Raw genomic sequence first — 23097 nt, forward strand, 5'->3', positions numbered from 1 at the left:
TTCTGTGCTGACAAAAAAGGGACGGAGGGGATTAAGTCGTTTGTGCCACAAACGACTTAATCCCCTCCGTCCCCTTTTTGCAGTTGCCGGCCAGCGGCGGGTACGACCCGTGGGTTATTTCGATGGCTGGATGCGGACCCGGACTTCATCCTCTTCCGGTGCGGCCTGCGGGGCCGGTTGCGCCTGCTTCGGCTGGGCCTGCGGGGCAGGGGCCGGTGCTGCCGGGGCCGGGGCACCGCGATGGCGCAGGCCGATCACCAGCGCCACGCCGGCGATCACCACCAGCAGGGCGATGCGGATGCGCCAGGCCCAGCTGCGGCCGCCGCTGCCCTGTTCCGGCGTGTCGCGGAAGGCGAACTCGGCGGTCGGATGGTCGCGGCGGGTGGTGTCGAGCAGGCGCGCCTCACGCAGGATCTCGCGTGCACGCGGCTGGTCGTCGGCGCGCACGATCCATACCGCCGGGTAGGCGTTGGCGTTGCCGAGGTCGGTATAGCTGAACTGGCCGCGGCGACGGGTCTTGTACGAGCGCCCGTTGGTCACCTTGACGTCGATGCCATGCCCGCGCAGGAGCTCGGCCACGCCTTCGACGGTTTCCACGCGCTGGCTGCTGAAGATCTGGCGCATGGGTTTACTCCTTGGCCGGCACGGCGGCCGCGGCAGCCTGGTCGGGAACCACGCGGATCAGGCCTTCCTGCGCGGTGCTGGCCACCAGCACGCCATTGCGGGTGAAGAACTGGCCGCGGGCCAGGCCGCGCGAATCCTGCGCGCTGGGGCTGTCCAGCGAGTACAGCAGCCAGTCGTCGGCACGGAACGGGCGGTGGAACCAGATCGCGTGGTCGAGCGAGGCCATCTGCACGTGCGGGTGGTAGTAGCTGATGCCGTGCGGGAACGTCGCCGTGCCCAGCAGGTGGAAGTCCGAGGCATAGGCCAGCAGGGCCTGGTGCAGTTCCGGAGCATCGCCGACCGGCTCGCTCAGGCGCAGCCACACCTGGTGGTAGGGCGGGCGCTTGGGCGGGTTCAGTTCGTCGCGCGGGTAGACGTGGCGGAATTCGAACGGGCCGCCGCGCGACAGCCAGCGCTGCACCTTGATCGGCAGCCGCTCCAGCACTTCGGCCGGCAGCGGCCGGTTCGGTTCGATGTCTTCCGGCTGCGGCACTTCGGGCATCTTGTGCTGGTGCTCGGCGCCGGTCTCGGCCTGCTGGAACGATGCCGCGCAGAAGAAGATCACCTTGCCGTGCTGGATCGCGGTGACCCGGCGCACCGAGAAGCTGCCGCCGTCGCGGGTACGGTCCACGTCGTAGACGATCGGGTGGTCGATGTTGCCGGCGCGCAGGAAATAGGCGTGCAGCGAGTGCACGTGGCGGCCGTTGTCGACCGTGGCCTGTGCCGCAGCCAGCGCCTGGCCCAGCACCTGCCCGCCGAACACGTACTTGGTGCCGATGTCGCGGCTCTGCCCGCGGAACAGGTTGTCCTCCAGCCGCTCCAGCGTGAGCAGGTCGATCAGCTCGGAGACGACGGGTTCGGGCGTGTCGTTCAAGGGGGCGGCCACAGCAGTGAAAGAGGGCCTGATTATACCGGTCAGGGGTCAGATCCCTTTCGCCCGGCGAAAGGGATCTGACCCCGGGCGGGGCAACCGCTATTTGCCCAGCCGGGCTACCAGGGCCTGCAGGGCGTTCTGCGCATCCGGGGCGAACCAGGCCTCGACGAAGCGGTCGAGCTGGATCAGGTCCGGCTGCAGCGCCACGTGCAGGTCGGCGCGGGCGATGGCGCGGGTCAGCAGCATCGGCTGGCGCGGCTGCCTGAGCAGGTCCTGCAGCCAGGCAATCGCGCGTGCCACCACCAGGTCCCCCTCTGCCAGCTCATCCACCAGGCCGATCTGCACCGCCTGTTCGGCCGGTACCAGCGAACCGGTGGTCAGCAGCACGCCGGCGCGGTGCACGCCCACCGCACGGCGCAGCAGGCGCTGGATGCCCTCCGGCGCGATCAGGCCCACCTGCACCTCGTTCAGGCCGATGGCATATGGCCGCGACGGATCGGCGCTGCGGGCCATCACCCGGTAGTCGCAGCACAGGGCCAGCACGCAGCCGCCCGCCGGGGCGTGGCCGGTGATCGCCGCGACCACCGGGATGCGGCTCTCGGCCAGCGTGCGTACGGCGCCAAAGAAGGCGTTCCAGGTGTCCAGCAGCTTGTGCTTGTCATCGCCATGCGAGAGCAGGTGCGGCACGTCCATGCCGCCGGTGAAGATGCGCTCGCTGCCCGACAGCACGATGCCGTGCGCGTCTTCGGCCATGGCCAGCTCGATGGCATGGATCAACTGCCGGCACAGGTCGGTGTCCAGTGCGTTGACCGGCGGCCGCGCCAGGCGCAGTTCGCGGATGGGGCCATGGTTGATCACCTCGATGAGCGTCGTCATGCTGCGGTCTCGTTGCGAAGAAGGAACCTGGGCGATGATAACCAAACCATTCGTTGGCGTACTGTGGCTTCTGTGTGCGGCCGCAGCATCGGCCTCGGCGGCGGAATCGGGCTGCGTCACGGTGGATCAGGGCTGGGCGCGGTTGCCACCGAATCCGGCAATGCCGATGACCGCTGGCTACGGCGTCATCCACAACGGCTGCGGCAAGGCGGTGGTGATCACCGGCGCGACCAGCAGCAGCTTCAATGATGTGTCGCTGCACGAAACCACGATCACGGATGGGGTCAGCCGGATGCGCGCGATCGAGCGCCTGCCGCTGGCGCCGGGTGCACGTGCCGAGCTCAAGCCCGGTGGCCTGCACCTGATGCTGATGCAGGGCAAGGGCGCGCTGAAGGAGGGGCAGGCGGTGCCGCTACGGCTGCAGCTGGAAGGCGGCGGCGAAGCAAGTGCGACGCTGGCCGTACGCAAGGCTGCGCCGTAGCGGGATGGTCGTGCCGGCCGCTGGCCGGCAGCACGGGCAATGCCGGCCAGCGGCCGGCACTACCGCAGGGCCTTACGACCAGTCGTACGAGAACAGCACGGTGCGGCTTTCCGGCTCGTACAGCACCTCGACCGCGTCGGCGCCGGTGGCGCAGAGGATCGTGTAGTACCGGCCGCTGGCCGGCACGATCAAAGGGCCTTACGACCAGTCGTACGAGAACAGCACGGTGCGGCTTTCCGGCTCGTACAGCATCACGATCGCGTCGGCGCCGGTGGCGCACCAGTTGTAGCCGGCTACGCCGGCCACAGCGAAGAACTTGTTGCCGTTGCGGGTGATGATCACCGTTTCGGCATCGTCCGCAGCGTTGGGATCATCGGCAGCGTCGGTGAAGCCCAGTTCGAAGGCCGCGGGAATCTCCGCGGTCTCGGTCCAGTTGCCGAAGCCTATCGGTCCGCCCAGCGTATCCAAGTAGTCGCGTTCGCTGGCCTCACCCTTGCCGTAGCGCGAGTAGCAGGCGAGACGGCCGTGCGCGGCATGGTAATCGCGGGCCTTGGCGTAGCTGTCGCGCATCTGCGCGATGTGCTCCTGCGCATCCTTGTCCTGCACCGCCTCGCCGATGAAATAGCCCTCATTGCCGAGGAAGCGCATCTGGTTGCCGGCGGTCAGTTCGAAGGCGATCCAGTTGGTGCCGGTGAAATCGTTGTGGTGTTCTTCGGTGGTCTCGCCGATGCAGCCGTCGTACGGCTCGATCGGGCACAGCATCGTCGCCACCTGGCCGGCCAGTTCCGGCCGCAGCACGCCCAGGTCGATCTTCAGCAGCGGCAGCAGGTGCTGGCCGAGCCAGGCCTGGTCGGCGGGAAAGACGTCGGTGGGGAAGGGGACCATGCCGGGCAGCAGGTCGCGCAGTTCAGTCTGGTGGATCATGTCAGTCCATTGAATGGGATCGGTAGTGCCGGCCGCTGGCCGGCAACCTCATTGCAGCCAAAGCGTGCCGACCAAGGTCGGCACCTACCAGGGCGCGTCAAGTGGAGGCGCTGCGGATCGCCTCCGGCAGCGGTGCGCTCTTGCCGGTCTGCGTATCCATCCACACCACCACCACGTTGCCATCCGAGTACAGCTTCGACGCGTCCTGCTGGTCGACGATGCGGTGGCCGATGGTCACGCTGCTGTTGCCCAGGCGCTCGACGAACAGTTCGACCAGGATGTCGTTGGGCCACACGATCGGCAGCCGGTAATTGACGTTGGTCGCGGCCACCACCGGTGCGATGCGGTCGGTCATCGATACGCCGTCCACGCCCAGCATCCAGCGCACGCGCGCTTCTTCCAGGTAGGAAATGTACTTGGCGTTGTTGACGTGGCCCATGCTGTCCATGTCACGCCAGCGCACGCTGATCGGGATGCGGGCCAGGATCTTGTGTTCGCTGCTCATCAGGCGTCCTTCTTCTTCGATGTGCTCTTGCTGGCCTTGCCGGTGCTCTTGGCGGCCGCGGCCTTCTTGGCAACCTTGGCCGGCTTCTCAGGCTTCACCTTGCGTGGCGGGCGGGCGTCGGGCTTGTTGGCCACGGCAGCCGGCTGTTCCGGGCGCGCGCTGGTGGACGGCAGCATGCGCGCCAGGAACTGGCCGGTATACGACTGCGGACAGGCCGCCACGTCTTCCGGCGTGCCGGTGACCAGGATGGTGCCACCGCGGTGGCCGCCTTCCGGACCCAGGTCGACGATCCAGTCGGCGGTCTTGATCACGTCCAGGTTGTGCTCGATCACCACCACCGTGTTGCCTTCGTCGCGCAGCTTGTGCAGCACGCCCAGCAGCGCTTCGATGTCGTGGAAGTGCAGGCCGGTGGTCGGTTCGTCGAGGATGTACAGGGTGCGGCCGGTATCGCGGCGCGACAGTTCCTTGGACAGCTTCACGCGCTGTGCTTCACCACCGGACAGCGTGGTCGCGCTCTGGCCCAGCTTGATGTAGCTCAGGCCGACGTCGACCAGGGTTTCCAGCTTGCGTGCGATCGACGGCACCGGTTCGAACAGCTTCAGTGCATCCTCGACGGTCATTTCCAGCACGTCGTTGATGTTGAAGCCCTTGTACAGGATCTCCAGCGTCTCGCGGTTGTAGCGCTTGCCATGGCAGACGTCGCAGGGCACGTATACGTCCGGCAGGAAGTGCATCTCCACCTTGATCAGGCCGTCGCCCTGGCAGGCTTCGCAGCGGCCACCGCGCACGTTGAAGCTGAAACGGCCCGGCGAATAGCCACGCGCACGCGCTTCGGGCACCTGTGCAAACAGTTCGCGCAGGGGGGTGAACAGGCCGGTGTAGGTGGCCGGGTTCGAACGCGGGGTGCGGCCGATCGGCGACTGGTCGATGTCCACCACCTTGTCGAACAGGTCCAGGCCATCGATCTCCTTGTACGGGGCGATCGGGTGCGAGGAACCGTTGATCTCGTTGGCGGCCAGCGAGAACAGGGTGTCGTTGATCAGGGTGGACTTGCCGGAGCCGGATACACCGGTCACGCAGGTCAGCAGGCCCGACGGAATCGCCAGGTCCACGCCCTTGAGGTTGTTGCCGCTGGCCCCGCGCAGGTGCAGGGTCATCTTCGGGTTCGGCTTGTGCCGGCGCGCGGGGATCTCGATCGCGCGCTTGCCCGACAGGTACTGGCCGGTCAGCGAGCGCGGTGCCTCCAGGATGTCCTGCAGGGTGCCCTGGCCGACGATCTCGCCGCCATGCACGCCCGCGCCCGGGCCGATGTCCAGCACGTAGTCGGCCAGGCGGATCGCATCCTCGTCATGCTCGACCACGATCACCGTGTTGCCGAGGTCGCGCAGGCGGGTGAGGGTGCCGAGCAGGCGCTCGTTGTCGCGCTGGTGCAGGCCGATGGACGGCTCGTCGAGCACGTACATCACGCCGACCAGGCCGGCGCCGATCTGGCTGGCCAGGCGGATGCGCTGTGCCTCGCCACCGGACAGGGTGTCGGCCTTGCGTTCCAGGGTCAGGTAATCCAGGCCCACATCGACCAGGAAGCCGAGGCGCTCACCGATTTCCTTGACGATCTTCGCGGCGATCTCGCCACGCCAGCCCGGCAGGCTCAGTTCGCTGAAGAACTTCAGCGCCTCGTCGATCGGCAGCACCACCAGCTCCGGCAGCGGGCGGTCGGCCACGAACACGTTGCGTGCCGCCTTGTTCAGGCGCGCGCCATAGCATTCCGGGCACGGCTGTTCGCTGATGTACTTGGACAGCTCTTCGCGCACCGCCGGCGATTCGGTTTCCTTGTAGCGGCGCTCGAGGTTGGGAATGATGCCCTCGAAGCGGTGCTTGCGCTGGGTGCGCCCACCGGCTTCGGTGAAGTAGGTGAAGGTGATCGCCTCATCGCCGCTGCCGTACAGCACGGCCTGCTGCACATTCTGCGGCAGCGAGTTCCATGCCGCGTCGACGTCGAACCGGTAGTGCTTGGCCAGCGAGGCGATCAGCTGGAAGTAATAGGCGTTGCGACGGTCCCAGCCGCGCACCGCGCCGGCGGCCAGCGACAGCTCGGGATGCACCACCACGCGCGAAGGATCGAAGAATTCGGCCATGCCCAGGCCGTCGCAGCCGGGGCACGCGCCCATCGGTGCGTTGAACGAGAACAGGCGCGGTTCCAGCTCCGGCAGCGAGTAATCGCAGACCGGACAGGAGTACTTGGAGGAGAACAGCGTCGGCGAAGCGTCGGCACTGTCCAGGCTCTGCACCGAGGCCATGCCGTCGCCCAGCTTCAGCGCGGTCTCGAAGCTCTCGGCCAGGCGCTGCTTGATGTCCTCGCGCGGGCGGAAGCGGTCGATCACCGCCTCGATGGTGTGCTTCTGGCGCAGCGCCAGCGGCGGCACCGCATCGATTTCATGCAGCTCGCCGTCCACGCGCACGCGCACGAAACCCTGCGCGCGCAGCTGGTCGAACACCTGGGCATGCTCGCCCTTGCGGTCGCGGATGACTGGGGCCAGCAGCATGTAGCGCTGTTCCGGGTCCAGGGTCAGCACCTGGTCGACCATCTGGCTGACCGTCTGCGCCTCCAGCGGATAGCCGTGGTCCGGGCAGCGCGGGGTGCCGACGCGGGCGTACAGCAGGCGCAGGTAGTCGTAGATCTCGGTGATCGTGCCGACCGTCGAACGCGGGTTGTGCGAGGTCGACTTCTGCTCGATCGAGATCGCCGGGGACAGGCCCTCGATGTGGTCCAGGTCCGGCTTTTCCATCACGCTCAGGAACTGGCGCGCATAGGCCGACAGCGACTCGACATAGCGGCGCTGGCCTTCTGCATAGATGGTGTCGAACGCCAGCGAGGACTTGCCCGAGCCGGACAGGCCGGTGATCACGATCAGCTTGTCGCGGGGCAGGTCGAGGTCGAGGTTCTTCAGGTTGTGCGTCCGCGCGCCGCGGATGCGGATGAAATCCATCGCCATGGGGGATCCGGTTGTGGGGGCGTTGGCTGGGTGCCGGGCCAGCAGGGAACGGCAATCGGTCAGCCTACCGAGGTGACCAGATGGGGGCAATGGGCGACAATGCCAGCCCGATGTCTCATCTGGTGAGACAGGCCGTCAGGCAGGGGTCAGATCCCTTTTCACGGGGTGAAAAGGGATCTGACCCCGTTCCGGAGCCGTCCCCAGCGGCGTTCGGGGGTTGACTTGACCCGCGCCCGCTGATCTGCGTACAATTCCGCTCCTGTCCGCCCTCGATGGCGGCAGCTCAGACCACAATAACTACAGAGGAAGGCCTGGTCATGTACGCAGTACTGGTCACCGGCGGTAAGCAATACCGCGTGGCGCAGGGCGAAAAGCTCCGCATTGAAAAGCTCGAAGTCGAAGTCGGCAGCGAGATCAAGTTTGACAACATCCTGATGCTGGGTGACAGCGACGGCGTGAAGCTGGGCGATGCGCTGAAGGGCGCTGCCGTCACCGCCAAGGTCCTGTCCCAGGGTCGTGCTGACAAGGTCCGGATCATCAAGTTCCGTCGCCGCAAGCACCACATGAAGCGTCAGGGTCACCGTCAGTACTACACCGAAATCGAGATCACCGGCATCGCCGGCTAAGCATCAGGAGAAGCAGTCATGGCACATAAAAAGGGCGTAGGCTCCTCGCGCAACGGTCGCGACTCCAACCCGAAGTACCTGGGCGTCAAGATCTTCGGCGGCCAGGCCATCGAAGCCGGCAACATCATCGTGCGTCAGCGCGGCACCCAGTTCCACCCGGGCACCGGCGTTGGCCTGGGCCGTGACCACACCCTGTTCGCCCTCGTGGACGGCAAGGTGGAGTTCTCGGTCAAGGGCGCCAAGAAGCGTCGCACCGTCAGCATCGTCTCGGCCGACGCCTGATCCAGGCATCGCCGGCACCCGTGCCGCGGCATGGCCGTGCTGGATGAAGAGCACGCTGCATGGAGAGCCCCGCTTCGGCGGGGCTTTTCGTTAGAGTTGAAGCAAGACCGGCTGGGCCGGGTTGCCGGCCCGCGGCCGGCATGACATTCAAGGTGGCGGCCAACAGGTCGCGCCCATCGCAGGCATCGAAACAATGAAACTGGTAGACGAAGCAGAAATCGAAGTGTTCGCCGGCAACGGCGGCAACGGCTGCATTGGCTTCCGTCGCGAGAAGTTCATTCCGCTCGGCGGCCCGGACGGCGGCGACGGCGGTGCGGGCGGCAGCGTGTACATCCGCGCCGACGAAAACCTGAACACCCTGGTCGACTTCCGCCATGAGCGTATCTTCAAGGCGCAGCGCGGCGAGAACGGCATGGGCCGCCAGGCCTATGGCAAGGGCGGCGAAGACCTGACCATCACCGTGCCGGTCGGCACCGTGGTCATCAACGTTGCCACCGATGAAGTCATCGGCGACCTGACCCAGCACGGCGACCGCCTGCTGGTGGCCAAGGGCGGTCGCGGTGGCCTGGGCAACATGCACTTCAAGAGCTCGACCAACCGCTCGCCGCGCCAGGCGCTGCCGGGCGAGCCGGGCGAAGAGCGCACGCTGAAGCTGGAGCTGAAGCTGCTGGCCGATGTCGGCCTGCTGGGCTTCCCCAACGCCGGCAAGAGCACCCTGATCCGTGCCGTTTCGGCGGCAACGCCGAAGGTGGCCGATTACCCGTTCACCACGCTGTACCCGAACCTGGGCGTGGTGAAGGTGGAGAACCACCGCAGCTTCGTGATCGCCGACATTCCGGGCCTGATCGAAGGCGCTGCGGACGGCGCCGGCCTGGGTGCGCAGTTCCTGCGCCACCTGCAGCGCACCCGCCTGCTGCTGCACCTGGTGGACATCTCGCCGATGGAAGGCGGCGTGGAGGGCATTTCGCCGGTGGAGCAGGTGCGTGCGATTGAACGCGAGCTGGAGAAGCACGATCCGGAGCTGCTGAACAAGCCGCGCTGGCTGGTGCTGAACAAGGCTGACCTGATGTTCGAAGACGAGGCGCAGGCCGCGGCCGAGCAGATCGTCGCCGAGCTGGGCTGGAAGGAGCCGTGGTTCCTGGTTTCCGCGCTGGGCCGCGAAGGTACCTTCCCGATCATGAGCCGGATCATGGCCTTCTTCGATCGCCAGAAGGAAGACGAGCTGGAAGCCCGCAACGCGGAGTGAATGCCGTTGTGGTTCCATGCGGAAAACCCGGCTTCGGCCGGGTTTTTCATTTGGTAGTGCCGGCCGCTGGCCGGCAATCCCGGTGAACCGCAGGCAACAAAAAACCCGGCCGGGGCCGGGCTTTTGTCTGCTGCCCAACCCCGAAGGGCAGGGCGGCAACGCCGGATCAGGCGGCCTTGAGGGCCTTGATGCGGTCGTTCAGGCGGCTCTTGTGGCGAGCAGCCTTGTTCTTGTGGATCAGGCCACGCGCGCTGAAGCGATCCAGGATCGGCTGGGCAACGGCGAAGGCGGCTTCGGCGCCGGCGGCATCGTTGGCGTCCAGCGCCTTGATCACTTTCTTGACAGCGGTGCGCAGCATCGAGCGCTGAGCCACGTTGCGCGCGTTGCGCACGACGGTCTGCTTGGCGCGCTTCTTGGCGGACTTGATATTGGCCACGGTGGTGGTTTCCTGAAAAAATCGGTGTTATGGGAACAGCAAGCTAGCTAGTATGATGGCCCGAGAAATGCACGTCAAGTCGATTGTCAAGAGGGACGCTGAGTGAGTTCACCGAAGATGTTGCGGGGCCTGCTGTCGTTCAGCAGCATGACCATGGTCTCGCGGGTTCTCGGACTTGTCCGGGATCAGGTGATCACTACCACGTTCGGCACCAATGCGGTTACCGATGCGTTCTGGGTTGCCTTCAGGATACCCAATTTCCTGCGCCGGTTGTTCGCGGAGGGGTCCTTCTCCACCGCCTTCGTGCCGGTGTTCACCGAGGTGAAGGAGACCCGCAGCCACGCCGAACTGCGTGAGCTGATGTCCCGGACCGCCGGCACCCTGGGCGGGGTGCTGATGCTGGTCACCGCCCTGGCGCTGATCTTCGCGCCGCAGCTGGCGGTGGCATTCTCAAGTGGTGCTGACACCGACCCGGTCAAGCAGACCCTGCTGGTCGACCTGTTCCGCCTGACCTTCCCGTTCCTGCTGTTCGTGTCGCTGACCGCGCTGGCCGGCGGTGCGCTGAACAGCTTCCAGCGCTTCGCGATGCCGGCGCTGACCCCGGTCATCCTCAACCTGTGCATGATCGCCGGTGCGCTGTGGCTGGCGCCGCGGCTGGGCGGCACCCCGGAGAAGCAGATCCTGGCGCTGGGCTGGGCGGTGCTGGCGGCCGGTCTCCTGCAGTTGCTGTTCCAGCTGCCCTCGCTGAAGGGCATCAACCTGCTGACCCTGCCGCGCTGGGGCTGGAACCATCCGGGCGTGCGCAAGGTGCTGACGCTGATGGTGCCGACCCTGTTCGGTTCGTCGGTGGCGCAGATCAACCTGCTGCTGGATACCCTCATCGCGGCCAAGCTGACCGACGGCTCGCAGTCCTGGCTGTCGCTGGCCGATCGCTTCCTGGAGCTGCCGCTGGGTGTGTTCGGCGTGGCGCTGGGCACGGTGATCCTGCCGGCGCTGGCCCGCCACCATGTCAGCACCGACCGCGAGGGCTTCTCGCGCTCGCTGGACTGGGGCCTGCGCATGACCCTGCTGATCTCGGTGCCGGCGATGCTGGGCCTGGTGCTGCTGGCCGAGCCGCTGATCGCCACCCTGTTCCAGTACCGCCAGTTCACCGCGTTCGATACCCGCATGACCGCGCTGTCGGTATACGGCCTGAGCTTCGGCCTGCCGGCGTTCGCCCTGCTCAAGGTGGTGTTGCCGGCCTTCTACGCCCGCCAGGACACCAAGACCCCGGTGCGCGCCGGTGTTGCCGCGCTGGTGGCCAACATGGTGTTCAACTTCGCCCTGCTGGCCGTGCTGTACCAGGTGATGGTGCCGGACGCGCTGAAGGCACAGGGCGTGATGGCGGCCATCGGCAAGCAGCCGGGCCTGCACCTGGCACTGGGCATCGCCAGTGCGCTGTCCAGTTACCTGAACCTGGGCCTGCTCTGGTACTGGCTGGGCAAGACCGACGTCTACCAGCGGCGGCCGGGCTGGGGCGGCTATCTGGTGCGGCTGGGGGTGGCCTGCGCGGCCATGGTCGGCGTGCTGCTGGCCCTGCTGCACTGGGTCCCCGACTTCACCGGCATGGACAAATGGCACCGTATCGGTGGCCTGATGCTGCTGGTCGGCGGCGGCGGCGCGACCTACGTGGTGGCCATGCTGGCGATGGGCTTCCGCCCGCGCGACCTGCGCGGGCATTGATCGCGGTCCGTGGCGGCTATACTTCAGGGTTACACCATTGAAGCGGCGGCCCCGGTCGGGCCGGAACGAGAGTTGATGAGCAGGCTGTTCAGAAGCGTCGAGGGCGGGGAGCTGTTCCCCAACGGAAGCGTGGTCTGTATCGGTGCATTCGACGGCCTCCACCTGGGCCATCGTGCGCTGGTCCGCCACGCGGTTGCCCGCGCGCGCGCCTTGGGCGTGGCCGCAGTGGCCGTGGCATTCGAGCCGCTGCCGCGTGAATTCTTCGCCCAGGGCACGCCGCCGCCGCGGCTGACCCTGGCGCGCAGCAAGGTCGAGATCCTGCGCGAGCTCGGCGTCGATGCGATCGGCCTGCTGCGTTTCGACGCGGCGATGGCGGCGATGCCGGCCGAGACCTTCGTGCGCCGGTTGCTGGTGCACCGGCTGGGCGCCCGCGAAGTGTGGATCGGGCCCGAGTTCTGCTTCGGCAACCGCCGCCGCGGTGATCTGGCACTGCTGCAGGGGATGGGCGCCGAACTCGGCTTCACCGCGGGCGAGATCGAAGCGGTGGACCTGCATGGCGAGCGCATCTCCAGCACCCGCATCCGCCAGCTGCTGCAGGAGGGCGATTTCGCCCGCGCCAACGACCTGCTCGGCCGCCCCTACGCGATCAGCGGGCGGGTGGTGCGCGGGCGCCAGCTCGGCCGTACGCTGGGCTTCCCCACCGCCAACCTGCGCTTCCCGAAGACCCCGGCACTGTCGGGCATCTACGCGACCTGGGTGCACGGCGTGTTCGACCAGCCCTGGCCTTCGGTGTCCAGCTTCGGTACGCGGCCGACGGTGGAGGGCGTGGAGCCGCTGCTGGAAGCCCACCTGTTCGATTTCCAGGGCGACCTGTACGGCCGCCACATCGACGTGGAGTTCGTCGCCAAGCTGCGCGACGAAGAGAAATTCAATGATCTGGCGGCGCTGACCGACCAGATGCACCGCGACGCCGAACAGGCGCGCGCCATCCTTTCCGAACATAGATTGCGAGCCACTGCGTGAGCCAGGACTACAAGACCACCCTGAACCTGCCAGCCACCGAATTCCCGATGCGCGGCGACCTGCCCAAGCGCGAGCCGGGCATTCTGGCGCGGTGGGAAGAGCAGGGGCTCTACCAGCAGCTGCGCGACAACGCCGCCGGCCGCCCGCTGTTCGTGCTGCATGACGGCCCGCCATACGCCAACGGCCGCATCCACCTGGGCCACGCGGTCAACAAGATCCTGAAGGACATCATCGTCAAGTCGCGCTACCTGGCCGGCTTCGATGCGCCCTACGTGCCGGGCTGGGACTGCCATGGCCTGCCGATCGAGATCGCGGTCGAGAAGAAGTGGGGCAAGGTCGGCACCAAGCTTGACGCCGTCGAATTCCGCCAGAAGTGCCGCGAGTTCGCCGAAGAGCAGATCAACATCCAGCGCGTGGACTTCAAGCGCCTGGGCGTGACCGGTGACTGGGACAACCCGTACAAGACCCTGAGCTTCGATTTCGAAGCCAACGAGATCCGCGCGCTGGCCAAGGTCGTGGCCAACGGCCACCTGGTCCGCGGCGCCAAGCCGGTGTACTGGTGCTTCGACTGTGGCTCGGCGCTGGCCGAGGCCGAGATCGAGTACCAGGAAAAGGAATCGCCGGCGATCGACGTCGCCTACGCTGCACGCGATGCGCAGGCCATCGGCCAGGCGTTCGGCGTGAGCGTGCCGGTCGACGTCGAAGTGGCCGTACCGATCTGGACCACCACGCCGTGGACGCTGCCGGCCTCGCTGGCGGTGTCGCTGGGCGCGGAGATCAACTACGTGCTGGCCGAAGGCCCGGCCCACAACGGCAAGCGCCGCTGGCTGGTGCTGGCCGCGGCCCTGGCCGAGCGCGCGCTGCAGCGCTATGGCGTGGACGAAGTGGTGCTGCACGGTGAAACCACCGGCGCTGCGCTGGAAAACCAGCTGCTGGCGCATCCGTTCTACCCGGAGCGCGAGATCCTGGTGCTCAATGGCGACCACGTCTCCGACGAGGACGGTACCGGTGCGGTGCACACCGCCCCCGGCCACGGCCAGGAAGACTTCGTGGTCAGCCAGAAGTACGGCCTGCTGGACAAGTACAACGCTGGCCAGGTCACTCCGATCGACGGCCGCGGCGTGTACCTGGAATCGACCCCGCCGGCCGGTGACGTGGTGCTGGCGGGCCAGCACCTGTGGAAGGCGCAGGAGGCCATCGTCGGCGTGCTGCGCGACAACGGTTCGCTGCTGGCGTTCCATCCGATCCGCCACAGCTACCCGCACTGCTGGCGCCACAAGACGCCGGTGGTGTTCCGCGCCACCCCGCAGTGGTTCATCTCGATGGACAAGGCCAACCTGCGCAACGATGCGCTGGCCGCCATCGACACCGTCGGCTGGTTCCCGACCTGGGGCAAGGCGCGCATCCAGAGCATGGTCGACGGTCGCCCGGACTGGACCATCTCGCGCCAGCGCACCTGGGGCGTGCCGATCGCACTGTTCACCCACCGCCAGACCGGCGAGATCCATCCGCGTTCGGTGGAGCTGATGCAGCAGGTCGCCGACCGCGTCGAAGCCGAGGGCATCGACGTGTGGTATTCGCTGGACGCCGCCGAACTGCTCGGTGCCGACGCGGCCGACTACGAGAAGGTCACCGACATCCTCGACGTCTGGTTCGATTCGGGCGTGACCCATGAAGGCGTTCTCGCCGCGCGTGGCTTCGGCAAGCCGGCCGACCTGTACCTGGAAGGGTCCGACCAGCACCGCGGCTGGTTCCAGTCCTCGCTGCTGACCGGCGTGGCGATCGACAAGCGCGCCCCGTACAAGCAGTGCCTGACCCACGGCTTCACCGTGGACGAGCACGGCCGCAAGATGTCCAAGTCGCTGGGCAATGGCATCGAGCCGCAGGACATCATGAACAAGCTGGGCGCGGACATCCTGCGCCTGTGGATCGCCTCGGCCGACTACAGCAACGAGATGTCGCTGTCGCAGGAGATCCTCAAGCGCAACGCCGACGCCTACCGTCGCCTGCGCAACACCGCACGCTTCCTGCTCGGCAACCTGGACGGTTTCGACCCGGCGCAGCACCTGCAACCGCTCGAGCAGATGGTCGCGCTGGACCGCTGGATCGTGCATCGCGCGTGGGAGCTGCAGGAGAAGATCAAGGCAGCCTACGACGGCTACAACATGGCCGAGATCGTGCAGCTGCTGCTGAACTTCTGCAGCGTGGACCTGGGCTCGCTGTACCTGGACGTGACCAAGGACCGGCTGTACACCATGCCGACCGATTCGCACGGTCGCCGTTCGGCCCAGAGCGCGATGTACCACATCGCCGAAGCGTTCACCCGCTGGGTGGCGCCGATCCTGACCTTCACCGCCGACGAGCTGTGGGGCTACCTGCCGGGCGAACGCGCCGGCCACGTGCTGTTCACCACCTGGTACGACGGCCTGGCGCCGCTGCCGGCCGATGCCCAGCTCAACGCCACCGACTTCGACCAGCTGCTGGCCGTGCGCGAGCAGGTGGCCAAGGTGCTCGAGCCGATGCGCGCCAACGGTGCGATCGGTGCGGCGCTGGAAGCGGAGATCACCATCGCCGCCAGCGAAGAACAGGCCGCGCGCTGGCAGCCGCTGGCCGATGAACTGCGTTTCCTGTTCATCAGTGGCGACGTGCAGGTGCGCCCGGCGACCACCGACGAGGTGTTCGTCAGCGCCCAGCCGACCACCAAGGCCAAGTGCGTGCGCTGCTGGCACCACCGCGCCGACGTCGGCAGCAACGCCGACCATCCCGAGCTGTGCGGCCGTTGCGTGAGCAACGTGACCGGCGCCGGCGAAGTGCGGAGCTGGTTCTGATGGCCGCGCCCCGTCCGCATCCGAACGCCCTGGTCTGGCTGCTGCTGTCGGTGGCCATCATCGGCCTGGACCAGTGGTCCAAGGCCTGGGTGCTGTCCAGCCTGCCGGAGTTCCAGCCGGTGGTGGTCATCGACGGCTTCTGGAACTGGTACCGCACCTACAACACCGGCGCGGCATTCAGTTTCCTGAGCGACGCAGGTGGCTGGCAGAAGTACTTCTTCACCGCGCTGGCGATCGCCATCAGCGGGCTGATGGCGTGGTGGCTGCGCGGCACCGCCCGCGGCAACTGGAAGGCCGCGGTGCCGTATGCGCTGATCATCGGCGGCGCCATCGGCAACGTGATCGACCGCCAGGTGCACGGCCATGTGGTCGACTTCATCCAGTGGTACGTGGGCAGCTACACCTGGCCCTCGTTCAACATCGCCGACTCGGCCATCGTGGTGGGTGCCATCGGCATCGCGCTGTTTGGCCTGTTCGACGGCAAGTCCGCCAAAAAGGCGGATAATGCCAACCCGAAACCGTAAGCCGGCTGCCGCCGGGAGACTGAACTGATGGATGTGCTGCTCGCCAACCCGCGTGGTTTCTGTGCCGGTGTCGATCGTGCGATCGAGATCGTCAAGCGCGCGATCGAAACGCTGGGCGCGCCCATCTATGTCCGCCATGAAGTGGTGCACAACCGCTTCGTGGTCGACGACCTGAAGCAGCGCGGCGCGATCTTCGTCGAAGAGCTCGACGAGGTTCCGGACAACAACACCGTGATCTTCAGCGCGCATGGCGTGTCCCAGGCCGTGCGCCAGGAAGCCGAGCGCCGTGGCCTGAAGGTGTTCGACGCAACCTGCCCGCTGGTGACCAAGGTCCACTTCGAGGTCGCGCGCCACTGCCGTGCCGGCCGTGACGTGGTGCTGATCGGCCACGCCGGTCACCCGGAAGTGGAGGGCACCATGGGCCAGTGGAACCGCGAAGCCGGGACCGGGCAGATCTACCTGGTCGAGGATGTCGAGCAGGTCGCGACGCTGCAGATCAACCAGCCGGAAAACTTCGCCTACACCACCCAGACCACGCTGTCGGTGGATGACACGCGCGGCATCATCGATGCGCTGCGCGAGCGTTTTCCGGCGATGCAGGGCCCGAAGAACGACGACATCTGCTACGCCACGCAGAACCGCCAGGATGCCGTGCGCGACCTGGCCAAGCGCTGCGACCTGGTGCTGGTGGTCGGTTCGCCGAACAGCTCCAACTCCAACCGTCTGAGCGAGCTGGCCCGCCGCGAAGGCGTGGAATCGTACCTGATCGATGGTGCGCACGAGATCGACCCGGCATGGGTGGCAGGCAAGCAGCACATCGGCGTGACCGCCGGCGCCTCGGCGCCGCAGGTGCTGGTCGATGGCGTGCTGGCGCGTCTGGCCGAGCTGGGCGCCACCGGCGTGGGCGAGCTGGACGGCGAACCGGAATCGATGGTGTTCGCGCTGCCGAAGGAACTGCGCCTGCGCCTGGTCGACTGACCGGGCCTGACTCTGGTGGGTGCGAACCTTGGTTCGCACTGCGCAATGCGCCTGCATGCGCATCATCCGCTCCATATCTGGATGGATGCTACAACCATGGCCTTTGGTGACGGTGCTGCGCCTGCTACTGGTCTGGCAGCGGGGCCTCTCTCATGGCTGAAACTTGTCTGATGATGAAGACCCGTGCTCTCGCGCCGCTCATGGCTTGTTTAACAGGGTGATCATTTTGACGTGAATGTGACGCACTGTGATGAGCGGTCGTATCGCCTGTATGACCCTGGAACCTCTCTGCGAGCATTCAGCGTTGTGGTCTCACGCGCCTAGCCCTTGCCCCTTGGTGCCGGAAAGTTCGAAGGCCTTCTCGTTTCAGGTGTGATCGGTTGCAGGTAGCGGAGTCTTTAGGAGTTTTCCTATAGAGAGAAAAGATCCTTAGCGCCAGGATTTGAGCCGGATCGCTGGGATCCGGGGAATGGGGCTGGAATATGGTATGGAAATACCTGATTTTGATCTTTTCACTTATTTGTCCCGTCTACGCGAAGGCGCAAACTTATCCTGTAACTGGTTTGGGCCAATGCGTAGACTTCATCTCCGCTGCATCCACAACACTTACCTCGCAGATCCAGGCTCATTCGGGCGTCAGGGCATATGGTCTCCCTCCCAGCTATGACCCGCTTACGGCGAAAATACTGGTTCCGCCGTACTCTTGTGATAGCTTTGATCTGCCCGGGCTCTACAAGACCGTAGGCTATCTCAGTCATGAGCTTGGTCATCACGTGGCTGGTGTTCCCAATATTGATGCTCCGATTACCAAGGCGCAGTACGTTGAAAGAAATTGTGTGTGGGAGGCCAAGGCCGTTGTCAATAACGCGGTCGTGAGTGATCAGATTCGAGGATTTTCGGAAGGAACCGTTGAGATTCCGCTGATTTCCGAGAATTCCGCTACGCTTTGGGGCATGTGGTCAAGTGGTGCTTCGCTTGTGGATATTGGCAAGGCATTCTGTGACAACAACCATGTCGCATCGGGGAAAACCTATACCAAGCAGCATGAGGACTACTACGATGCCAACTATCCTTGGTGAATTCGTGAGAGTGCCCCTGAAAGCACTACTCATCTTGTCTGCGGTCATTCCCCTCGCAGCGGTTGCGGTGACACCTCCTTCTCAAATGTGGAGTGCCGCCTCAAGGGACTCCCAACTAGCAGCACTGGATTACATCGAGAGGCTGGAGGTGGTGCGAAGTGCTGGGCCGCAGGCCGCCGCTGATGCATTGGGTATTGAGAATGGCTTCCGCGCGAACTCCGCTTCGGCTTCCGGCATCGCCCGCAATTTCGGCGATATCGCGCTTCTGCCCCAACTTGAACAGCGATCCGGCCAGGTAACGATCGTCGTGAAGGCGTCGGGCGGATGCATCGAGCGGGATGTTGCCAAGGCTAGACTGCTCCTCGGAAAAATCGTATGGGCGCCGTTGGCCGATTCCCCCGCGCCGGTGTTTGGTTATGCACACTTCCAGGGCGGCTCCGCATCGACAGTGTTTTTCGATGCGACCGGCTCCAAGTGCTTGACCGGTGTGAGGATCGAAGATCCGACGAGATTGAAGGGGGCCATTGAGGCGGCTTACAAAGAAGGCGCATCAAACTAGACTTCCCTTCCGGGCGGCTTGCCAGGCCGGCGATCGGTCTGGCAAGCACGTTCCCTCATGGATTTGCGTAGACAGTTCTCTCGCCCCATGACCTTTGGCCATGGGGCAGGGCACGGCACAGGCCTAGCATCGGAAGATTCTCCGTTGTTGGAAGTTGCCCGATGAAGACCCGAGCCCTGGCGATGTCGTTGCTGTTCGCGCTGGCGGCCACGCCTGCACTTGCGCAGACCTCGCCACCGGCCAACGCGGCAGCCCCAGGACTGCTGCGCATCGATGTGGACGCGCGCGATCTGGCCCGGCGCATCTTCAAGGTGACCGCCACCGTGCCGGCCAAGCCCGGCCCGATGACCCTGCTGTACCCGCAGTGGATTCCCGGCAACCATTCGCCCACCGGCCCGATTGACAAGCTGGCCGGCCTGCGCGTGACCGCCAACGGCAAGCCCCTGGCCTGGCAGCGCGATCAGTACAACGTCTATGCGTTCAAGGTGAACGTGCCCGAGGGCGCCAGCGAGATCGTCGCCCACTTCGATTTCCTGTCCTCGCAGGGTGGCAGCCAGGGCCGGGTGGTGATGACCCCGGAAATGCTCAACCTGCAGTGGAACGCCAACTCGCTGTATCCGGCCGGCATCGACGCGCGCCAGCTGCAGGCGCAGGCCAGCGTGACCCTGCCCAAGGGCTGGTCGTTCGCCACTGCATTGGAGACCGCGCGCCGCGACGGTGACACCGTGGTGTTCAAGCCGATCTCGTATGACCATCTGGTCGATTCGCCCTTGTTCGCCGGCGAGCACTATCAGCGCATCGATCTCGATCCGGGCGCGAAGGTACCGGTGCACCTCAACGTGTTCGCCGACGACGCCAAATCGCTGAAGCCGAGCGAGGCGCAGATCACCCTGCATCGTGCGCTGGTGCAGCAGGCCGACAAGCTTTACGGCGCGCGGCACTACAACCACTATGAGTTCCTGCTGGCATTGACCGACCGCCTCGGTGGCATCGGCCTGGAGCATCACCGTTCCAGCGAGAACAGTGCCGACCCGGGCTACTTCACCGAGTGGGACAACAACGCGTGGATGCGCGATCTGCTGCCGCACGAGTACACCCATTCCTGGAATGGCAAGTACCGTCGCGGCGCCGATCTGGCCACCGCCAACTTCAACACGCCGATGGGCGATAGTCTGCTGTGGGTCTACGAAGGCCAGACCCAGTTCTGGGGCCAGGTGCTGGCGGCGCGTTCAGGGCTGTGGTCGGCCGCGCAGGCGCGCGACATGCTGGCCAACGTGGCCGCGACCTATGACCGTGGTCGCCCGGGCCTGGCCTGGCGGCCGCTGCAGGACACCACCAATGACCCGACCATCGCGCAGCGCCGCACGCTGCCTTACCGCAACTATCAGATGAGCGAGGACTACTACTCCGGCGGCCAGATGCTGTGGCTGGAAGTGGAGGGCAAGCTGCGCGAACTGAGCGGCAACCGGCGTAGCCTGGATGACTTCGCACGTGCGTTCTTCGGGGTCGGCAACGGCGACTGGGACGTCAACCCGTACACCTTCAACGATGTGGTCGCGACCTTGAACGGCATCGCGCCGTATGACTGGGCGACGTTCCTGCGCGGGCGCCTGGACGGCCACGGTTCGTTGACCGGCGGCCTGGAACTGGCGGGCTGGAAGCTGGTCTACCGCGATACGCCGAACGATGCCTACAAGGCACAGGAAAAACGCGCCAAAGCGGCGCTGCTGGCGTACTCGCTGGGTGCGACCGTGCTCGACAGCGGCGTGGTCGGCGACGTGATCTGGGACAGCCCGGCATTCAATGCCGGCCTGGCGCCGGGCATGAAGGTGATTGCCGTTGGCGGGCGCGAATACAGCAGCCAGCGCTTGAAGGATGCGGTAGCTGCGGCGGCGAAGGACAAGGCGCCGATCGTGTTGCTGGTGAAGCAGTTCGACCGCATCGAAACGATGAACATCGCCTACCACGGTGGCCTGCAATACCCGGCGCTGGAGCGCATCGCCGGCAAGCCTGACCGCCTTGCGGACCTGTGGAAGGCGCGATGAAGCCGCGCGCGCGCGAGGGTCTGATCCTGCTGATGGCGATCCTCGCCATCATCGGTGCGTTCCTGCACAGCGACGGGCACTGGCTGCATTGGCTGGCCAAGCCCACGACCACGCTGCTGATCGCTGCCATCGCCTGGCGAGTGCACGATCCCGCGCAGCCGTCTTACCGCCGCGCGGTGCTGGCCGGCATGCTGCTGTCGTGCGTGGGCGATATCGCGCTGATGTTGCCGGTGGATGCGTTCGTGCCGGGGCTGGTCGCGTTCCTGCTGGCGCACCTCTGCTACATCGTCGCCTTCCGCGATGGCCTGCGTGCCGGACGTGGCCTGCTTGCCGCCAGCGTCCTGCTCGGCGCGTTCGCTGTACTCAACGTGCTTGGCCTGTGGCCGCACCTGCCGGCACCGATGCGCATTCCGGTGCTGGCGTACGTGGTGGTGCTGGCATCGATGGCGGTGCTGGCCCTGGCGCGGCAGTGGCGCAGCCCGAAGCCCGATGCCGTGGATGCCAGCAGCTCCCGCTGGGCGGCCGCCGGTGCGCTGCTGTTCGTCGCCAGCGACTCGCTGCTGGCCTGGGACCGCTTCGCCGGCGGCCTGCCACTGGCCAGCCTGCTGGTGCTGTCCACCTACTACGGCGCGCAGTACGCCATCGCCCGCTCCGTGAAACAGCAAAAAGGGGACGGAGGGGATTAAGTCGTTTGTGCCTTGGTGCCGTCTGCGACTTAATCCCCTCCGTCCCCTTTTTGCGTTGACTATCGGAGGGTCGCGTTGCCGGAACGGCCCTCTGCGTCGAAAGAGAGGCGTGCGGACTGGCGATCACCGGCGACCTCGTCCGGCAGCCAGACCAGAGTGCCACCCTTGCGCACGATCACATAGACGTGGCCGACTTCACCGGGAGTGCCCATCAATGCGTTGCGCTGTGCCTGCAGTGCCTGGGCCACGCGCGGCACCGCCTCGAAATCGATGTTGGCCAGCGCCGTGCTGCTGCGGCGCAGGGTGATGGTGGGCGCGAAGCGCTGCGGATTGACCGGGTCGCCCTTGCGCCACTGGCCGCGTTCGAAGTGGTAGCTGTCCACGCGCGACGGCTGCTGCGGATCCACCAGGTCCAGATTGATCCGGCCATCGTCGTAGAAGTGGATGCTGTGGAATATCGTCAGCCGGTGCCCGGCCAGCGCAGGCATCTGTTCCAGTGCCTGGCGGGCGGCCAGCAGGTAGTCCGCATCGAACAACCGGTTGTTGCGTTCGGGCACCGGCGGCAACCGCGGCTCGGTCATCGGCGCGAGCGAAGCTGGCCTCTCGCGCGCTGGCGGCATGGCGATCGGCGCGCTTGCGCTGTCGGCCTGCACCGAATGGCCCAGTGTTTCGCCCAGCGTCTGCAGGGCTCCGCCTGCCACGGCGACGCCGGCCATCACCAGCAACACCACGGAGAACACCAGCCGGGTCGAGGGCGGCTGCTTCATACACCCTCCAGGCGAACGTTGCGGCGATCTTCCGGGTCGTACAACAGCGTGACCCGCTCGCGCGGAAGATTGGCCAGCTCGATCAACGGGATGAAGCGGCGCACGCTCACCTGCTGCACGCCACCTTCGCGGTCGATGTATTCCAGCTGGAACTCCACCTGCGGCTGCTCGTTGAGATAGGTGCCGGTCTGGCGCAGCTTCAGCACCTTCGCATCCACGCCGATGCCGCGATACTTCAGCGCGTCACCGCGGGCGTCGGCCTGCAGCAGCCGGCCGAGCAGGCGCAGGCCCAGCGCGTAGCCGCACAACACCAGCGGGCACACCAGCAGCGGATGACCGAGCGACAGGAAGGTCCAGCCCAGTCCCTCACTCTGCAGCCGATAGGCGGCCACATAGGCACTGGCCACCGCCACGATGCCGATCGCTGCGCCGACACCACGACGCCAGAGGCTGGCGACATCCAGTTCAGGCTGGGCACCCTCCAGCACCACGTTGGGGAACGCGCCCGGCATCCGGCTCAGGCGTACCTCGATACGCTGGCCGGCAACGAAACGCTGCAGGTGCGGCTTGCTGTCCACCACCAGCATCTGTTCGTTGATGGGCGTGCCGGACAGGTTCTGGAAGCCCAGCTGCAGCTTCCACTGCGCGAAGCCGCGCACGTGCACGCCGGTCTGCTCGGCCTGTTCGATCAACGCGTCGCGCGGCTCACCGCCGGCCAGGATGTTGCGCACCCGATGCAGCGCGCGCGGCGGGCCCAGCAGCAGGTAGTGCAGGAAGGCGAGCAGCAGGGCCAGCCACAGGATCACCGACAGCGCGAGCAGCAGCAGGGCCAGCCATGGCGCGCTGCGGTCGGCCAGTTGCACCGGCCACGACGTGCCGACATAGAGGATGCAGGGGAAGGGCAACGCGAAGAACAGCAGGAACGCGCCCCAGAACCAGAGATAGGCCTTCATGGGGTGGTGGGGAACCGATGGAACAGG

General features: G+C 66.1%; 22 protein-coding genes. 13 read left to right on the forward strand and 9 right to left on the reverse strand.

Features of this window, described 5'->3' with window-relative positions:
* Positions 1-114: 114 nt before the first annotated feature.
* The 3 genes from AC5P98_RS02045 to AC5P98_RS02055 form a co-directional block, all read right to left on the reverse strand.
* Complete coding sequence (locus AC5P98_RS02045) at positions 115-624, reverse strand: pathogenicity-like protein (RefSeq protein WP_032959105.1); 510 nt, start codon at positions 622-624, stop codon at positions 115-117.
* A gap of 4 nt (positions 625-628) precedes the next feature.
* Positions 629-1549 (reverse strand): acyl-CoA thioesterase II, encoded by a 921-nt coding sequence (gene tesB, locus AC5P98_RS02050; protein WP_005408551.1) that lies wholly within the window; start codon positions 1547-1549, stop codon positions 629-631.
* Between the two features lie 87 nt (positions 1550-1636).
* Entirely contained in the window at positions 1637-2413 is a 777-nt protein-coding gene (locus AC5P98_RS02055) for an enoyl-CoA hydratase/isomerase family protein (RefSeq protein WP_014646368.1), read from the reverse strand.
* Positions 2414-2447: 34 nt separating this feature from the next.
* Here AC5P98_RS02055 and AC5P98_RS02060 point away from each other — a divergent pair, with 34 nt between their 5' ends.
* On the forward strand, positions 2448-2894 hold the full coding sequence (locus AC5P98_RS02060) for a copper chaperone PCu(A)C (RefSeq protein ID WP_041863160.1): 447 nt from the start codon (positions 2448-2450) through the stop codon (positions 2892-2894).
* 198 nt (positions 2895-3092) lie between these two features.
* Here the strand turns inward: AC5P98_RS02060 and AC5P98_RS02065 are convergent, their stop codons facing one another.
* The 3 genes from AC5P98_RS02065 to uvrA form a co-directional block, all read right to left on the reverse strand.
* Positions 3093-3818 carry a hypothetical protein gene (locus AC5P98_RS02065; protein WP_049419389.1) on the reverse strand — a complete coding sequence of 242 codons (726 nt, stop codon included), beginning with the start codon at positions 3816-3818 and terminating at the stop codon, positions 3093-3095.
* Between the two features lie 97 nt (positions 3819-3915).
* Positions 3916-4323: an acyl-CoA thioesterase gene (locus AC5P98_RS02070; RefSeq protein ID WP_032956469.1), complete on the reverse strand. Its 408-nt coding sequence runs from the start codon at positions 4321-4323 to the stop codon at positions 3916-3918.
* Positions 4323-7316: an excinuclease ABC subunit UvrA gene (gene uvrA, locus AC5P98_RS02075; RefSeq protein ID WP_049404440.1), complete on the reverse strand. Its 2994-nt coding sequence runs from the start codon at positions 7314-7316 to the stop codon at positions 4323-4325. The genes AC5P98_RS02070 and uvrA overlap by 1 nt, the downstream gene beginning before the upstream one ends.
* 317 nt (positions 7317-7633) lie before the next feature.
* Between uvrA and rplU the strand changes: the two genes are divergently transcribed.
* From rplU to cgtA, 3 genes are all read left to right on the forward strand, one after another.
* Complete coding sequence (gene rplU, locus AC5P98_RS02080) at positions 7634-7942, forward strand: 50S ribosomal protein L21 (RefSeq protein ID WP_005408557.1); 309 nt, start codon at positions 7634-7636, stop codon at positions 7940-7942.
* An 18-nt stretch (positions 7943-7960) separates the two neighbouring features.
* On the forward strand, positions 7961-8224 hold the full coding sequence (gene rpmA, locus AC5P98_RS02085) for a 50S ribosomal protein L27 (RefSeq protein ID WP_005408558.1): 264 nt from the start codon (positions 7961-7963) through the stop codon (positions 8222-8224).
* Between the two features lie 193 nt (positions 8225-8417).
* Positions 8418-9470, forward strand: a complete 1053-nt coding sequence (gene cgtA / locus AC5P98_RS02090) for an Obg family GTPase CgtA (protein ID WP_049404438.1) — start codon at positions 8418-8420, stop codon at positions 9468-9470.
* A 166-nt stretch (positions 9471-9636) separates the two neighbouring features.
* Here the strand turns inward: cgtA and rpsT are convergent, their stop codons facing one another.
* Positions 9637-9906: a 30S ribosomal protein S20 gene (gene rpsT / locus AC5P98_RS02095; RefSeq protein WP_005408560.1), complete on the reverse strand. Its 270-nt coding sequence runs from the start codon at positions 9904-9906 to the stop codon at positions 9637-9639.
* 117 nt (positions 9907-10023) lie between these two features.
* Between rpsT and murJ the strand changes: the two genes are divergently transcribed.
* From murJ to AC5P98_RS02140, 9 genes are all read left to right on the forward strand, one after another.
* Entirely contained in the window at positions 10024-11628 is a 1605-nt protein-coding gene (gene murJ / locus AC5P98_RS02100) for a murein biosynthesis integral membrane protein MurJ (protein WP_049404435.1), read from the forward strand.
* 75 nt (positions 11629-11703) lie between these two features.
* Positions 11704-12651, forward strand: coding sequence for a bifunctional riboflavin kinase/FAD synthetase (locus AC5P98_RS02105; RefSeq protein WP_049404434.1), 948 nt, complete (start codon positions 11704-11706; stop codon positions 12649-12651).
* On the forward strand, positions 12648-15479 hold the full coding sequence (gene ileS / locus AC5P98_RS02110) for an isoleucine--tRNA ligase (protein ID WP_049404432.1): 2832 nt from the start codon (positions 12648-12650) through the stop codon (positions 15477-15479). Before AC5P98_RS02105 ends, ileS begins: the two co-directional genes overlap by 4 nt.
* Complete coding sequence (gene lspA, locus AC5P98_RS02115) at positions 15479-16003, forward strand: signal peptidase II (RefSeq protein WP_014646377.1); 525 nt, start codon at positions 15479-15481, stop codon at positions 16001-16003. Before ileS ends, lspA begins: the two co-directional genes overlap by 1 nt.
* A 27-nt stretch (positions 16004-16030) precedes the next feature.
* Positions 16031-16981: a 4-hydroxy-3-methylbut-2-enyl diphosphate reductase gene (gene ispH / locus AC5P98_RS02120; protein WP_005408565.1), complete on the forward strand. Its 951-nt coding sequence runs from the start codon at positions 16031-16033 to the stop codon at positions 16979-16981.
* Positions 16982-17463: 482 nt separating this feature from the next.
* The gene (locus tag AC5P98_RS02125) at positions 17464-18060 is read left to right on the forward strand and encodes a hypothetical protein (RefSeq protein ID WP_126411839.1); all 597 of its coding nucleotides are present in this window, start codon (positions 17464-17466) and stop codon (positions 18058-18060) included.
* Positions 18041-18619 carry a hypothetical protein gene (locus AC5P98_RS02130; protein WP_046429524.1) on the forward strand — a complete coding sequence of 193 codons (579 nt, stop codon included), beginning with the start codon at positions 18041-18043 and terminating at the stop codon, positions 18617-18619. The genes AC5P98_RS02125 and AC5P98_RS02130 overlap by 20 nt, the downstream gene beginning before the upstream one ends.
* Positions 18620-18780: 161 nt before the next feature.
* Entirely contained in the window at positions 18781-20664 is a 1884-nt protein-coding gene (locus AC5P98_RS02135; RefSeq protein ID WP_049404430.1) for a M61 family metallopeptidase, read from the forward strand.
* A complete protein-coding gene (locus AC5P98_RS02140; RefSeq protein ID WP_049404429.1) occupies positions 20661-21350 on the forward strand; it encodes a lysoplasmalogenase in 690 nt (229 codons plus the stop codon). The genes AC5P98_RS02135 and AC5P98_RS02140 overlap by 4 nt, the downstream gene beginning before the upstream one ends.
* Positions 21351-21409: 59 nt before the next feature.
* On the opposite strand, the gene AC5P98_RS02145 is transcribed toward AC5P98_RS02140, so the two are convergent.
* Both AC5P98_RS02145 and AC5P98_RS02150 read right to left on the reverse strand, forming a co-directional pair.
* The gene (locus AC5P98_RS02145; protein WP_049404427.1) at positions 21410-22117 is read right to left on the reverse strand and encodes a hypothetical protein; all 708 of its coding nucleotides are present in this window, start codon (positions 22115-22117) and stop codon (positions 21410-21412) included.
* Positions 22114-23070, reverse strand: coding sequence for a hypothetical protein (locus AC5P98_RS02150; protein ID WP_049404424.1), 957 nt, complete (start codon positions 23068-23070; stop codon positions 22114-22116). The genes AC5P98_RS02145 and AC5P98_RS02150 overlap by 4 nt, the downstream gene beginning before the upstream one ends.
* Between the last annotated feature and the right edge of the window lie 27 nt (positions 23071-23097).

This window comes from Stenotrophomonas sp. YJH_SMC_135 (assembly GCF_059372355.1).

Bases quoted from the DNA above. Each gene is read 5' to 3' on its own strand.
- AC5P98_RS02065 (WP_049419389.1), bottom strand. From the start codon at position 3,818: ATGATCCACCAGACTGAACTGCGCGACCTGCTGCCCGGCATGGTCCCC.
- uvrA (WP_049404440.1), bottom strand. From the start codon at position 7,316: ATGGCGATGGATTTCATCCGCATCCGCGGCGCGCGGACGCACAACCTG.
- AC5P98_RS02055 (WP_014646368.1), bottom strand. From the start codon at position 2,413: ATGACGACGCTCATCGAGGTGATCAACCATGGCCCCATCCGCGAACTG.
- AC5P98_RS02045 (WP_032959105.1), bottom strand. From the start codon at position 624: ATGCGCCAGATCTTCAGCAGCCAGCGCGTGGAAACCGTCGAAGGCGTG.
- murJ (WP_049404435.1), top strand. From the start codon at position 10,024: ATGTTGCGGGGCCTGCTGTCGTTCAGCAGCATGACCATGGTCTCGCGG.
- rplU (WP_005408557.1), top strand. From the start codon at position 7,634: ATGTACGCAGTACTGGTCACCGGCGGTAAGCAATACCGCGTGGCGCAG.
- lspA (WP_014646377.1), top strand. From the start codon at position 15,479: ATGGCCGCGCCCCGTCCGCATCCGAACGCCCTGGTCTGGCTGCTGCTG.
- AC5P98_RS02130 (WP_046429524.1), top strand. From the start codon at position 18,041: ATGCCAACTATCCTTGGTGAATTCGTGAGAGTGCCCCTGAAAGCACTA.
- AC5P98_RS02070 (WP_032956469.1), bottom strand. From the start codon at position 4,323: ATGAGCAGCGAACACAAGATCCTGGCCCGCATCCCGATCAGCGTGCGC.
- AC5P98_RS02135 (WP_049404430.1), top strand. From the start codon at position 18,781: ATGAAGACCCGAGCCCTGGCGATGTCGTTGCTGTTCGCGCTGGCGGCC.
- AC5P98_RS02140 (WP_049404429.1), top strand. From the start codon at position 20,661: ATGAAGCCGCGCGCGCGCGAGGGTCTGATCCTGCTGATGGCGATCCTC.
- AC5P98_RS02105 (WP_049404434.1), top strand. From the start codon at position 11,704: ATGAGCAGGCTGTTCAGAAGCGTCGAGGGCGGGGAGCTGTTCCCCAAC.
- AC5P98_RS02150 (WP_049404424.1), bottom strand. From the start codon at position 23,070: ATGAAGGCCTATCTCTGGTTCTGGGGCGCGTTCCTGCTGTTCTTCGCG.
- ispH (WP_005408565.1), top strand. From the start codon at position 16,031: ATGGATGTGCTGCTCGCCAACCCGCGTGGTTTCTGTGCCGGTGTCGAT.
- AC5P98_RS02145 (WP_049404427.1), bottom strand. From the start codon at position 22,117: ATGAAGCAGCCGCCCTCGACCCGGCTGGTGTTCTCCGTGGTGTTGCTG.
- AC5P98_RS02125 (WP_126411839.1), top strand. From the start codon at position 17,464: ATGGTATGGAAATACCTGATTTTGATCTTTTCACTTATTTGTCCCGTC.
- AC5P98_RS02060 (WP_041863160.1), top strand. From the start codon at position 2,448: ATGATAACCAAACCATTCGTTGGCGTACTGTGGCTTCTGTGTGCGGCC.
- cgtA (WP_049404438.1), top strand. From the start codon at position 8,418: ATGAAACTGGTAGACGAAGCAGAAATCGAAGTGTTCGCCGGCAACGGC.
- rpmA (WP_005408558.1), top strand. From the start codon at position 7,961: ATGGCACATAAAAAGGGCGTAGGCTCCTCGCGCAACGGTCGCGACTCC.